The organism is uncultured Sphingobacterium sp. (assembly GCF_964277905.1).
Classification (GTDB): Bacteria; Bacteroidota; Bacteroidia; order Sphingobacteriales; family Sphingobacteriaceae; genus Sphingobacterium; species Sphingobacterium siyangense.
In genome coordinates this window covers 116,955-130,692 of sequence record NZ_CAXYKD010000030.1, presented here as the reverse complement: position 1 = coordinate 130,692, position 13,738 = coordinate 116,955, and the positions used below count along the sequence as shown (strand labels likewise).

The window sequence follows — 13,738 nt, the reverse complement described above, 5'->3', positions numbered from 1 at the left end:
TTATAGTCCAAAATCAATATCCCCCATTACCTCTGCCGCCAAAGATGATATATCCTCTACTCCGCCATCACCCATCAATTCCTCATATCCTTCTTTTGACCAAACCTCAATCTTATTAAACTGACAAGCCAAAACCAATTCCGTGCTTATACCCGCAAATTCCAACAAACTTTTGGGTAACAAAACACGACCCGCAGCATCCAATGCCAATTCCGTAGCGCCACGCGTAAAAGCACGAACAAACGCCCGTACTTTAGGATCGAATTGATTCAATTTCGCCAGCTTAGCCGTCATCAAATCCCACTCTTCTCTTGGATAAAATACCAGATGTTTCTCAAAACCGCGATTCACTACAAGGCCATCCCGCTCTACATGAGGCATTTGCCTCTTGAGCGCAGCTGGCAACACCATTCTTCCTTTGGCGTCTAACTTGCATTCGAATTCTCCGATCAACTGAGTCATGTCGTCAATTATCCTATTCTAATTTAAATGTAAAAGTATACACTTTCTCCCACTTTCCCCCACTTTATCACATAAAAAAGTTTTCCACATCGACAAATAGCTACAACAAACAGAAGTACTCTTGGAATGAAACACACATAAAACCTTATTTACAAGCAGTTAAACCCCAATTTACCAGCAAAACAAACTATTACACGAGACACGATTTTTCGATCTTTTTTTTATCAAAATCAGAAATGAATTGTAAAAATTTCCTCTTTAGAAATTTAATTTTACCCAATTTTTCTCCCAAAAGGGGGAAAAGTGGGAGACAACAAAAACAGAAAGAAAAGATGTGGAAGAAAGTGGGAGAACGCTACTCAAATAACCTAAACAGAATTCGTTATTGTCGAGTAAAACCAATAATTTTGCGTCAAATATAATTTTCATAACGATATGCACAGAACACACACTTGTGGAGAATTAACACTAGCTGACTTAGGGAAAACGGTTACCCTAAGTGGATGGGTTCAAAAATCGCGCGATTTGGGCGGTATGACTTTCATCGATGTTAGAGACCGATATGGTATCACACAATTAACGTTCAATGCAGATGATGATGCTTCCTTGCGCGCAAGTGCCCGTGAGCTCGGAAGAGAATATGTCATCAAGGTAACCGGAGAAGTTATCGAACGCTCTAATAAAAATGCTAAAATCTCCACTGGAGACATTGAAATCAAGGTTTCAAATCTTGAAATATTAAATGCCGCTAAATTACCCCCTTTTACAATAGAAGATGAAACAGATGGTGGTGATGACATCAGAATGAAGTTCAGATACCTGGATTTGCGTCGTAACCCCGTACGTGAAAACCTTATTTTACGTCATAAGACCTCACAAGAGGTACGCCGTTATCTTGACTCCCAAAACTTCCTGGAAGTAGAAACTCCATACCTGATTAAATCAACTCCAGAGGGAGCACGCGACTTTGTCGTACCTTCCCGTATGAATCCTGGAGAATTTTATGCGTTACCGCAATCCCCACAGACCTTCAAACAATTATTGATGGTTTCAGGTTTTGATCGCTATTTTCAAATTGTAAAATGTTTTCGTGATGAAGATTTGCGTGCAGACCGTCAACCAGAATTCACGCAAATAGACTGTGAAATGTCTTTTGTAGAACAGGAAGATGTTCTAAATATCTTTGAAGGACTTGCAAAACATATCTTCAAAACAATCAAAGGTATCGACTTAGGTACTGTTCCGCGTATGACTTACGCAGATGCGATGCGCCTTTACGGATCAGACAAACCAGATATCCGTTTCGGAATGCAGTTTGTTGAACTAAACGAGGTTGCCAAAGGAAAAGGTTTCCCTGTATTTGATGCAGCAGAGTTAGTGGTTGGTATCAATGCGGAAAATTGTGCGCATTATACCAGAAAACAACTGGATGCATTGACAGATTTTATCAAACGTCCACAGATTGGTGCAACGGGCTTGGTATATGCGCGTGTGAATGAAGACGGTTCAGTCAAGTCGTCCGTCGATAAATTTTTCACGCCAGAACAACTGTCCACAATTGCAGAAGCGTTCCACGCGAAACCTGGCGACTTACTGTTAATTATGGCTGGTGGAACGGACAAAGTTCGCAAACAACTCAATGAATTACGCCTTGAAGTTGCGTCACAACTTGGTTTCCGCAACAAAGAAACCTTTGCTCCATTATGGGTCGTTGATTTCCCACTATTGGAATGGGACGAAGAAAGTGGCCGTTTCCATGCAATGCACCACCCATTCACTTCACCAAAACCGGAAGATATACCGCTTTTAGATACCAATCCCGGAGAAGTAAGGGCAAATGCCTATGACTTTGTTTTAAACGGTGTAGAAGTAGGTGGTGGATCAATCCGTATCCATGACAGAGAGCTTCAATCGCTCATGTTCAAACATTTAGGATTCAGTCCTGAAGAAGCAAAAAAACAATTTGGATTCCTTATGGAGGCCTTTACCTTCGGTGCTCCTCCACATGGCGGATTGGCTTTTGGTTTTGACCGACTAGTATCCTTATTGGCAGGTTTAGATTCTATCCGTGACGTCATTGCCTTCCCAAAAAACAACTCGGGAAGAGATGTTATGATTGACGCACCGTCAACCATTCACCAGGAGCAGCTGGACGAGCTAAGCTTAAATATTGCGATAAAAGCATAAATTATTTAACTCGATTTTCGAGAAACAATTTATTAACAGTATATTTAAAAGTTGGTAATTTTTACCAACTTTTTTTGTGAAAAATTAGCAGATTAGATGGCAGAGAGTACCGCTAATACGTTTATTAAGGAAAGTGCGCAAAAAGCATTTGACACCAAACACCGCGATATTATCAATTACAATATCGACAAATACAGCATGGCTTTCGAAAAAGGCAAGAGCAAATTTGCGGACCTTGAAAATAGCAAGATAAAAGCTAACCTGATCAAATGGAAGGTTATGGAAAATCTCGATCGCTATTTGTTGCAATTTGAAGCAAACTTCACGGCTCGAGGCGGAAAAGTAATCTGGGCCAATGATGCTACGGAAGCCTTGGACGAAATCTATTCGATCATTGCACGTAAAAAAGCAAAATCTGTCGTAAAGTCAAAATCGATGGCGACAGAAGAGATCGAGCTTAATCATTTTCTAGCCTCCAAAAATATTGAAGCCATAGAAACTGATCTTGGCGAATATATCATTCAGCTGCTGGATCAAAAACCTTATCATTTTGTTACGCCGGCCATGCATTTGAGCCTGGAAGATATCGCCAAGCTTTTTCACGAGAAATTTGACACACCGCTAGATGCGTCTGCGGAGCAACTTACAATGAAGGCCCGTGAATTACTTCGAGATCGCTACCTATCGGCAGAAATTGGGATTACCGGAGCCAATTTCTTAATTGCCGAAACTGGAAGTATAGCAATTACCGAAAATGAAGGAAACGCCCGATTGACATCGACCTTCCCCAAAACACATATTGCCGTCGTTGGAATAGAAAAAATCATTCCCAACGTACAAGATTTAGAAGTCTTTTGGCCACTCCTATCCACACATGGCACGGGTCAAAATCTAACGGTATACAATACGCTACTCACTGGGCCAAAACAGCCTTATGAATCAGATGGCCCCGAAGAAATGTATGTTATACTGCTTGACAATGGCCGCAGCAAGCTATTAGCCCAAAAAGAACAACGTCAGGGTTTGTACTGCATCCGTTGTGGCGCCTGTCTGAATGTATGTCCAATCTACCAGAACATCGGTGGACATACCTATGAAACGACTTATCAGGGCCCAATTGGATCGCTCATATCGCCACATTTAAATGGCATGAAAGAATTCAAACACCTAAGCTACGCTTCCACACTCTGTGGAAAATGTACAGAGGTCTGCCCCGTTGGTATTGACATACAGCGCATGCTTCTCGTCAACAGAAAAGATTCAGTTGATCAGGGGCTGGCAACAAAAACGGAACAAAAAGTATGGCAGTGGTTCACCTACGGGATAATGCGAAGAAAACTAATCGATTTTTTTGGTGGGAAATTCAAAAATTTCTTCCTCAAAAAACTCTTTCAGAAAACCTGGGGAGATCAACGGGAACTACCCAAATTGGCCGACAAATCTTTCTCCAAACAATGGAAAGAACATCAAAAAAATAAAGAATAACAAAAAAGTGGCATTAGACGATCAAACTAATGCCACTTTTTTTGTTAGCTTCGCTCCCAAACCTCAATACAAATGACTTCTGAAAATACAAAAACTTATCTTCCCTGGATTGATTTCTTACGTATTCTTGCCTGCTTTATGGTACTCATATCCCATAGCTGCGACGCCTTTGTCGGAACATTTGACAACAGCAGCACCTTTCACCAAGGTGTGTTCTGGGGAAGTATTGTTCGCGCCTGTGTCCCCTTATTTGCGATGATGTCAGGTATACTCCTATTTCCCGTTAAAACCGATCTGGCTACCTTTTATAAAAAGAGAATCGGAAGAATAATTGTCCCACTTATCTTTTGGTCAATTGTATTGCCAATAGCTTTTTTTGTATACCTGAACTTTATTAAAAGTAGTCCCAGTGCTTTGATCGATATGAATAATTTTACGATGCAAGCAACGATTACAAAAATTTATACAGCAATCTTTAATTTTAACTACGATACTACCCCTCTTTGGTACATGTACATGTTAATTGGTCTATACCTCATCATACCTATCATTGGCAGCTGGTTGAATCAGGCAACAAAAAAAGACATTCAATATTTTCTTGCATTCTGGATAGTCACACTCCTCATTCCATACATAAAAATGATAGCTCCAACATTGGGATATGCGGGCAACTATGACCAAATGGGGATCTGGGGAGTCTGTAACTGGAATGAATTTGGCACCTTCTACTATTTTTCAGGTTTTCTGGGTTACATTGTGTTGGCTTATTATCTGGTCAACTATCCTTTTCAATGGTCTATCACCAAGACCATAGCGATTGCCTTACCTTTATTTATTGTTGGATTTTTAGCCACATTTTTTGGCTTCTTGGCGACCCAAAAATACTATCCAGGAAATTATGCCAATCTCGAGGTTATCTGGTATTTCTGTAATATCAACGTAGCGTTCATGACCATTGCTATTTTTCTTGTCGTTCAAAAGCTGAAGATACCCGAATCTAAATGGATAAAACGTCTTTCATCAGCCACTTTTGGTATTTACTTAGCGCATTTTATCATTGTTCAAGCACTGACAGACATCTTCCTGCCTATTCCTAATCTTCCAGCCACATTGAAAATCCTCTCCATAGCGATTTTAGGTTTCAGCTTAAGTTTTCTGATCACCAAGCTGATGGATAGTAATTCAATAACAAGAAGGTTTATCAAATAAGCGCATCCTGATGGGAATACCGAAGCATTTTGCAATCGTGTAACCTTTGAGCTAGACAAAACACGTCGAACAAATGATGAGCTTAGGTATTAAGCATGAGCTTACATAAATAAGAAAGAGGGAACCAACGGTTCCCTCCTCTACTAACACTCACCAATATTTAATATGAAAACTATCCTTGTTTAATTTTTACGATGCTTTTACGTCTGCCTCATTTGTTTTAGTTACTTCACCTTTTTTAAAGTCTTTTCTTTTTAGCTGTCTGTCTTTTTTCCAATGTTCTTTGTGCATTTTACGATTTTCAGCGTAGGAATCCTTTAACGTTTTTTGTTGCTCTGGAGTTAACATTCCCATCATTTTTTCATGCTCTGCCACACGTTGTTTTTTCATTTTTGATCGATGTTCCTGACGTTCAGCAGCCATTTTTTGATGGTCTTTTGCTTGCTTCAAATTAAAGGCATAGATATCTTTACGCTGTTTATCTGTAAATTTCAATTTTTGATCCATGCGATCAGTTTTCATCTTAGCAACTTCCTCTGGAGTTTTATTTTTAAAACCATCGCGCATTCTTCCCATTTTATGTTTATGCACGGAAGTTTGCATTTCTTTCATTTCTGGTTTAACATCTTTTTTTTCTTGAGCGAAACCGGCTAACATCAATCCAGATAATGCCAAACTTAACATCAACTTTTTCATTTCTTTATTTTTTTATAAAACCAACAATCATTCTTTTTAATAAGTACTCTTTTTCAGCTTATTTATCAGTAAGAGTGCTCTTGGCTATCGAAAGTTTAATTGATGATCTGTTAAATAAAGTTAAGAAGCATTTATTGTGAGACAGCACTTAAACGGATCGGTAAAGTATACGCTACACGCACTTTAAGTCCATTTTGTACCCCTGGTTTCCATTTTTTCGCTTTCTTCAATAAGTTTATAGCAGCATCTCCCGTACCAAATTTCATATCACGTTTAACAGCAATATCTGTCAGTGATCCATCTTTTTCAACGACAAAAGAAACTTCTATAACACCAGATACCCCTTGATCCAAAGCCTGTTGTGGAAAGTTATAATTCTCGGCGATCCACTTCATAAAGGCAGGCAGTCCCCCTACAGGTGTTGGCATAATTTCTACTGATGTAAATGTACTGTTAGAATTATCATCAGTTCCGCCTCCGGATAATGAACCATCTTTAGAACCAGTAATATCACCATCTCTTTTTGAAGAACCAAATTCACCACGCGCAATATATGTTCCCGATGGACTTGCTTTTAATGTGATCCTTGAGGTCATTGTATTGGGATTTTTCAACTCATCCTGACTCACAAGTTCTTCCGTAACTTGATTTGCTTTCGCCACTTTTATATCAGGCATTCTAACCAGATCAAATTTGGATACATCTTGGGCAACCTGCTGCGGGGCTTTCTCCTTCATCATGACAGGTTCTTCAGGAACCTCTTCTTTCTCCTCTACCTTCTTTTGAATTTCTTCCAGCATGTCGGGCCCAATATCTTGTACTGTATAAATCACGGGCGGAACAGTTTGCTTAAAATATTTATTATATGCATAGGATCCTGCGATCAGCAAAACTGCAAAAGAAACAACAATTCCCAAACCCACATTTGTTGCTTTATCAGAGAGATTTCGCAACTCGTAAGCACCATACATTTTGTTACGACCAGCAAAAATAACGTCCAGCCATTCTTTGCAGTAGATATTCAATTTAGAGTTCATCATAACATTAAAGTTTAAATCTTTTCATTATGATGAGCGAAAGCCTTATATTTCACAAAAAAATTCAAAATACTTATGAAGTCACTTTTTTCAGCTATTTTTCTACTTACATTATATGCTTGTGGTAACAATCAAAATCAATCCAAGACTGCAATTAAGCATGAAAATAAGGAAGAGACAATTTCGCCATATTTTGGTTTTTTAAACCAGCAAAAGGACTCACTAATCGCTCTTCCTATGGATCAAGCAATGGAGGGTCCGGAAAAATATAATTATGTCATTGTGGAAAACCAAGTTAGCCCCCTTGAGTTTGTTCAGAATAAAATGGATAACAAAGAGAGTAACGGAAGACAGACCGCGCAGAACTTCGCGAATAGTGAAGGTTCGTTATTTAAAATTAGTGACGCAATTAAATCAGGCGAATTTGGCATGCTTGTCAACAAGGCTTTTTTAGATCAGTACAAAATTGAGCAGTTTACAAAAGTTCAAAAAGAAACATCTTCAGCGATTAAGGAGCAGCTTGAGAAGAAATACAATAGGAAGATTAATAAAAGTACGACAGTTGCCATCCTCAGTGATCAGTCTGAGTTTAATCTTACGGTATTTGAAAATCAACAAGATTCTGCTTTAGCTGTATTTTCCTACGCAAAGGACGAACAGCTGATCAATTTGGATTTCCCGGCTTTATACGATGATATCAGCACTTGGCGTGTTGATGATGGCGGTCAGTTTGACAACGAGGCTTTTCAGATACTAACAGTATTGCGTTCTGAGCAAGGAATTAGTTTTATCAGTATCTTTTGGGGTGCTGAGGGGTATGAACTGAACTTTTACCAGCCGAAGAAAAACTTATTTACCTCTATGGCACAGGCCTATGGGTATAGTTCCCCTTTATAAAATAAAGAATTTTAAGTTTCCCCAGTACAAAAGGACAGTGCCCGGGGAAACTCAAGATTTCAATAGTTGCTACAGGTGCATCCTAGCCATAGGAGCGACGTCCTGACCTACAAAATCTTTCTTTAGAAATTTATGATAGCCCGCAATGGCAATCATCGCTGCATTATCCGTACAGTATTCAAATTTTGGTATGAAGACCCGCCATTTGTATTTCTCCCCCATTTCAATTAAGCTCTGTCTCAGGCCAGAATTAGCCGAAACGCCACCTGCAATGGCAATATCCTTTACCCCTGTCTCCTTTGCCGCTTTCTTTAATTTATTCAGCAGGATTGATACAATACGGGATTGCACGCTAGCACATAAGTCGGCCATATTGTGGGTCAGAAAATCCGGGTTCTGCTTCAATTGATCTTGGACCAAATATAATATCGCGGTCTTCAATCCTGAAAAGCTAAAATTTAAACCAGGGATCTGTGGTTCAGGAAGCCGATAAGCTGCCGGATTACCTTCTTTTGCAAATTTATCGATGAGCGGTCCACCGGGATAAGGAAGATTCAGGATTTTAGCTGTTTTATCAAAAGCCTCCCCTGCCGCGTCATCCAATGTTTCTCCCAAAAGTTCCATTTCAAAATAATCTTTCACCAACACAATTTGCGTATGACCACCAGACACAGTAAGACATAAAAACGGAAAACTAGGCTTCGGATCCTCAATAAAATGAGCCAGGATATGCGCCTGCATATGGTTTATATCAATTAAAGGAATATTCTGTGCGAGTGCAAATGATTTTGCAAAAGATGTTCCCACCAAAAGTGCACCTAATAATCCGGGTCCCCGCGTAAAACTCACTGCATCTATTTGATTTTTGCTTACTTTTGCTTGACGAATGGCTTCTTCCACTGTTGGAATAATATTTTGTTGATGAGCACGTGAAGCGAGCTCGGGAATCACTCCACCATATTTTGCGTGGATTGCCTGAGTTGCAATAACATTTGAATGAATTTCACCGTTAATACAGATAGAAGCGGAGGTTTCATCACAAGAGGATTCAATCCCTAAAATAATAGCCATAGCTTGAGGTAATAAATTTTAATACAAAAGTATCAAAAAAATAATTAAAATAGTGTCAATAGTCCTTGGTAGTATATTCATTATACTGCTTGCATTGGCGTTATCACTACAGTTGAAACCGGTACAAAATTATGTTGCACAAAAAGCTGTAGACTATTTATCCAACGAACTAAACACTAAAATAAACCTCAAAAGCATCTATTTCAAACCTTTTAAATCTATTGTAGTAGAAGATTTTCAACTCTATAGTCCAGAGGGAAAAGAAATATTAAAATCAGGAAGGTTAGAAGCCAACGTCAACCTTTCTCAGTTCATTGAACTGAACAAGATTGTGATCAACAAACTAACCATTGAGGATACCCAAGCTACTTTTGAGCAATTCCAGGATAGCTCAAATATGTCATTCTTAATTCGTTATTTTAACCCGCCTAAGAAAGAAAAAAAGAAAAGTTCAAAAAAAATCATCTTCGATATAAAGGAACTTGTTATTAAGAACAATGCGTTTAACTATGTTAACCATAGACGCAAACATTACAATAAAGTGGTCGACTTTGGAGATTTAGGGATTTCCAAACTTAACGCCCATTTTGATAAGATAAAAATCGATTCTAATCAAATTTCAGCGAACATCAAGACATTCAATCTTCGCGAAAAGAAGGGTTTAGAGATCAAAGGCCTTCTTGCCCAAACGAAGGTAAGCAATACAAGCATCGAACTCAGTGAGCTTATGCTAGCCACCAATCGTTCTACATTCAAAAATTACATCAAACTCAGCTACAACAGCTTTGACGATTTTTCGGACTTTATCAATAAAGTTCATGTAAAACTTCGTGCACGGGACTCCCGTATTCACTCTGAGGATATTGCTTTCTTTTCCTCGCCTATGCACCAAGTCAAATTTGACGTCAATATCAAGCGGGCAAATCTAGAAGGAACTGTATCTTCCATCAACGCATCACAGGTCGATTTAACAATCGGAAAAAAAACGAGTTTAGCAGGTGACCTTCAGATTATCGGTCTACCAGATATCGACAAAACTAAATTTATTGTTCCCAGTATAGCAATTTCTTCTGAGCACAAAGACTTAAATGCTGTTATTACAGATCTCGGAAATCTAAAAAATTTCAAACTTCCTGAAATTGTCCAGATCTTCGACAAATTTTCATTCAAAGGCAGCCTAAATGGATTATACAATAAATTTAAGACAAAGGGAGTTTTCACGACTGCGATCGGGAATGTGGAGACTGATGCCTTACTGGATATCCAGAAGGAAATAAAATATGCGGGCAATTTTCAATCTAAAAAGTTCGATGTAGGTACGATAACAAAATTAAAAGATCTGGGAGCAACAGGCTTCAATTTACAGGTTGACGGAACAGGTACCGATCCTAAGAAAATGAGCCTAAAGATAAAAGGAGATCTCAGTAATTTCAATTACAAGAATTACAGTTATCAACATATACAAATTGAAGGAAATACAGATAAACAATTAATTCTTGCTTCAGGGCAAATATATGATCCAAATTTAAAACTACAGTTTACCACAGATATCGATTGGTCTGTCAAACCCAACTATCACCTGGATGCTGATATCCAACAAGCTAATTTAAAAAAACTCAACTTCTTTCAGGGAGATTCCATCAACATTATTAACACGAAATTCCACACCAGTTTAATTGGGGACAACATCAATAATATTACCGGTGAATTTAAATCAGACAGTATCAATTTCACTTCCTCTAAGGGCCAATTCGTCATCCGCGACATCAATTTCCTTGCCGAAGGAGATGAAAATGCACGCTCCCTTACCTTGCAGTCAGCTATCGGACACATTGATCTCAAAGGAAGAATAGACCTCAATACAATTGTTCCTTATTTTAAAGCTTTAGCCATGCGCTACGCTCCCGCAATCGGGTTTGAAAACAACATTTTTAATCGCCAGGACTTTGACCTGAATATTAATATCACTTCTTTTAAGCCGATCGCAACATTCTTTCGAAAGGATATCGCATTAGACAGCGGAGCAACGCTCAATGCAAAATTTGAAAGCGAAAAACAAACGGCTAGTTTTAATTTTTACGCACCCGAATTCAAGTACAATGGTATTCGGCTAACTCACCTGATTGTCGATCAAAATGCCAATTTGAAGAATATGGAATTGCAGACCTCCATCGATCGCATAAATTTTACCGACAGTACCTATATTAAAAACGTCAATATTTCAAACACCTTGGCAAACGACAGTTTACAATTTAACATCAAAATGTCGGAACTTGAAGCAAGCAATAGTCTGGATCTTAATGGTGTCATACGCTTTGCCCATGCCAAACCTGCCTATATCAATTTCTACCCATCGAATATCTTAATCAACAGAGAGCGATGGCTTGTCAATAATGATGCACAATTGAAAATATCGAAAGGAAAATGGTACTTTGAAAAACTGACACTGAGTCATGACGAACAAAAAGTCCACATCGATGGCATCCTGTCCAACGAAGTCAGTGATCAGATCAATCTCAAATTTCAGGACTTTAATCTTACATCCTTAAATGGTATTACCAAGCCACATGGCATCAATCTCTCCGGCAACTTAAACGGAAATATTGAAGTTAATTCTGTATTCAAAGCTCCATTTGTTGTAGCCAATATAAAAACTTCACCTATCCTCTATAACAATATTCCCATCGGCTCACTAGCCCTGAGTGCCAACTACGACCCCGAGAATCAACTGGTAAAACTAGACAGCAAGATAGAGGAAGGAAATAAATTAATTCAGTTACAAGGTTCCTATAACCATTTAAGTGAAAACAATAAGCTTAATCTCAAAGCTAAACTCGTAAACACAGATGTGTTTGTTTTCCAGCCCTTTTTACGAAGCCTGGTATCCAATATTCAGGGCAAGGTCAATGCAGACCTCGATATCGAAGGCGATATCCTGAACCCCAAAATTACAGGTTCCGGAAAATTGGATAATGCTTCGATGGTCATCAATTACCTCAAAACACCCTACCGCCTTTCTGACGAAATTGCAGTTACCAATAACCGAATTTTTCTCACAGGGCTAAAAGTATACGATCCCAAAAACAATGTAGCAACCATTGATGGCGTTGTAGATCTCAACAAATTGAGTGATCCCGATATCGATGTAACTGCAGAAACGAAGAATTTCCTGGTATTAAATACCACTATAAAGGACAATAATGTATATTATGGCACTGCTTACGCTTCGGGCACTTTTCAGTTTAAAGGATTAACTTCGGCCATGAACATCAATATCCGTGCTAAATCCGAAGAAAATACAGTTATCAATATCCCTTTCAATAGCGCCAGTACAATCTCAGATACCGACTTTATCTACTTTATTGAGAAAGACTCGACCAAAACAAAGAAAAATGCTAAAAAACGAGATTTCAACGGTCTGACGATGAATATGGACCTCTTGATCAACCCGAATGCAGAAATAAATCTATTCTCCAGTATGGGCGAATTATCAGGAAGGGGAAACAGCAATCTCAACATGCGGATATCTTCATTGGGAGATTTTGAAATGTTTGGGGATTTTATCATAAACAGTGGAAAATTCAATTTCACCGCCCAAGATTACATCAACAAGATTTTTGATCTCAAAGAGGGCGGTACCGTACGTTGGGCAGGAAACCCAACCGAAGCGAATATTAATATCAATGCCATCTACCAACAAAGAACAAGCTTAGCGCCTTTGTACAATGCCGCAGGCCGGGAAGAAAACCCCGAGCGTGTATTGGCACAGGCCGACATGATCCTAAAAGGGCAGTTAAGTCAGCCGGAAATCACGTTTGATATCAACTTTCCACAAAACCCCGGGGTTAAGGATGAACTACAAGGATACTTTTCCGATGCCAACAATGTCAATCAACAAGCGCTTAGCCTCATCGTGAGACGTAGTTTTACACCTGGTACACAAACAGACTTCGGTAAAGAAGTAAACAATACCTTGTTATCTGCGGGAACTGAAATAGCGTTCAACCAGATCAACAACATCATAGCCCAATCGCTTAACATCAATTTCTTTGATATTAATATCAAATCTTTAAATGATGCATCTGCCTCACTACGTCTATTCAACGACAGGCTTGTTTTGACGGGAGGTATCTCCGACCGTAGAAGTCAGGCTCTAACGGATTTGAATGTATTTTCAGATCGGGTCTCAACCGATGCCGAGGCTATGTTTTATTTAAGAAAAGATGGACGCTTGGTCCTACGTGCTTCCAATCGCCTAAATACACGTAACTTTCTTCTTAGCCCCAATGACGGCGAATATATTAGTGCTTTCGGACTACTCTATCGGCAGGAATTCAACACCTTCTCGGAGTTCTTGAAAAGGCTATTCCCTTTTGGCAAGAAGACGACTACGACAGCTCCTGCTGAAACAAAGAAAAGCAAGGTCAATTAACGTTTTCGTTTAGACCCTTTACTATTTCAACAGGCCTCTTCCAACTCAAGCAGACCTCTTTCAATTCTGGCTGAGCTCGTTCAACTCAAGTGGACCATTTCAACTCCAGCAGACCTCTTTCAATTCTGGCAGCCCAACTCCTATCCCAAACACATGATCCCTATTCTGGGAGTCCGACTCGATTCCATCAGCAGAACTTTTGTATTTCAGCCCCATATAACGGCCTACAAAGGCGATCTGTGGATGATCTGAACAACAAGAC

The 13,738-nt window shown here is 39.1% G+C and carries 9 protein-coding genes; 5 read left to right on the top strand and 4 right to left on the bottom strand.

Annotated elements, in window-relative coordinates:
- Window positions 1-462, bottom strand: a complete 462-nt coding sequence (gene mraZ, locus ACHWSC_RS14415) for a division/cell wall cluster transcriptional repressor MraZ (RefSeq protein ID WP_394677230.1) — start codon at window positions 460-462, stop codon at window positions 1-3.
- A 435-nt stretch (window positions 463-897) separates the two neighbouring features.
- Here mraZ and aspS point away from each other — a divergent pair, with 435 nt between their 5' ends.
- The 3 genes from aspS to ACHWSC_RS14400 all read left to right on the top strand — a co-directional run bounded on the left by aspS (window position 898) and on the right by ACHWSC_RS14400 (window position 5,343).
- Window positions 898-2,649: an aspartate--tRNA ligase gene (gene aspS, locus ACHWSC_RS14410; protein WP_120335343.1), complete on the top strand. Its 1,752-nt coding sequence runs from the start codon at window positions 898-900 to the stop codon at window positions 2,647-2,649.
- Between the two features lie 96 nt (window positions 2,650-2,745).
- Window positions 2,746-4,134, top strand: coding sequence for a LutB/LldF family L-lactate oxidation iron-sulfur protein (locus ACHWSC_RS14405; RefSeq protein WP_070564924.1), 1,389 nt, complete (start codon window positions 2,746-2,748; stop codon window positions 4,132-4,134).
- A gap of 72 nt (window positions 4,135-4,206) precedes the next feature.
- Window positions 4,207-5,343, top strand: coding sequence for an acyltransferase (locus ACHWSC_RS14400; RefSeq protein ID WP_394677229.1), 1,137 nt, complete (start codon window positions 4,207-4,209; stop codon window positions 5,341-5,343).
- Between the two features lie 189 nt (window positions 5,344-5,532).
- Here the strand turns inward: ACHWSC_RS14400 and ACHWSC_RS14395 are convergent, their stop codons facing one another.
- Both ACHWSC_RS14395 and ACHWSC_RS14390 read right to left on the bottom strand, forming a co-directional pair.
- Window positions 5,533-6,039, bottom strand: a complete 507-nt coding sequence (locus ACHWSC_RS14395) for a hypothetical protein (RefSeq protein ID WP_145328207.1) — start codon at window positions 6,037-6,039, stop codon at window positions 5,533-5,535.
- Between the two features lie 131 nt (window positions 6,040-6,170).
- Window positions 6,171-7,079: an energy transducer TonB gene (locus ACHWSC_RS14390; protein ID WP_394677228.1), complete on the bottom strand. Its 909-nt coding sequence runs from the start codon at window positions 7,077-7,079 to the stop codon at window positions 6,171-6,173.
- A 72-nt stretch (window positions 7,080-7,151) separates the two neighbouring features.
- Here ACHWSC_RS14390 and ACHWSC_RS14385 point away from each other — a divergent pair, with 72 nt between their 5' ends.
- A complete protein-coding gene (locus ACHWSC_RS14385) occupies window positions 7,152-7,973 on the top strand; it encodes a hypothetical protein (RefSeq protein WP_145328206.1) in 822 nt (273 codons plus the stop codon).
- Between the two features lie 69 nt (window positions 7,974-8,042).
- Here the strand turns inward: ACHWSC_RS14385 and tsaD are convergent, their stop codons facing one another.
- Window positions 8,043-9,044 carry a tRNA (adenosine(37)-N6)-threonylcarbamoyltransferase complex transferase subunit TsaD gene (tsaD, locus tag ACHWSC_RS14380; protein ID WP_120335337.1) on the bottom strand — a complete coding sequence of 334 codons (1,002 nt, stop codon included), beginning with the start codon at window positions 9,042-9,044 and terminating at the stop codon, window positions 8,043-8,045.
- A gap of 52 nt (window positions 9,045-9,096) precedes the next feature.
- Here tsaD and ACHWSC_RS14375 point away from each other — a divergent pair, with 52 nt between their 5' ends.
- The gene (locus tag ACHWSC_RS14375; RefSeq protein ID WP_394677227.1) at window positions 9,097-13,476 is read left to right on the top strand and encodes a translocation/assembly module TamB domain-containing protein; all 4,380 of its coding nucleotides are present in this window, start codon (window positions 9,097-9,099) and stop codon (window positions 13,474-13,476) included.
- Window positions 13,477-13,738 lie beyond the last annotated feature (262 nt).

Excerpts from the sequence above, each read along its gene's own strand:
- mraZ (WP_394677230.1), bottom strand. The coding sequence starts at position 462 with ATGACTCAGTTGATCGGAGAATTCGAATGCAAGTTAGACGCCAAAGGA.
- aspS (WP_120335343.1), top strand. The coding sequence starts at position 898 with ATGCACAGAACACACACTTGTGGAGAATTAACACTAGCTGACTTAGGG.
- ACHWSC_RS14405 (WP_070564924.1), top strand. The coding sequence starts at position 2,746 with ATGGCAGAGAGTACCGCTAATACGTTTATTAAGGAAAGTGCGCAAAAA.
- ACHWSC_RS14400 (WP_394677229.1), top strand. The coding sequence starts at position 4,207 with ATGACTTCTGAAAATACAAAAACTTATCTTCCCTGGATTGATTTCTTA.
- ACHWSC_RS14395 (WP_145328207.1), bottom strand. The coding sequence starts at position 6,039 with ATGAAAAAGTTGATGTTAAGTTTGGCATTATCTGGATTGATGTTAGCC.
- ACHWSC_RS14390 (WP_394677228.1), bottom strand. The coding sequence starts at position 7,079 with ATGATGAACTCTAAATTGAATATCTACTGCAAAGAATGGCTGGACGTT.
- ACHWSC_RS14385 (WP_145328206.1), top strand. The coding sequence starts at position 7,152 with ATGAAGTCACTTTTTTCAGCTATTTTTCTACTTACATTATATGCTTGT.
- tsaD (WP_120335337.1), bottom strand. The coding sequence starts at position 9,044 with ATGGCTATTATTTTAGGGATTGAATCCTCTTGTGATGAAACCTCCGCT.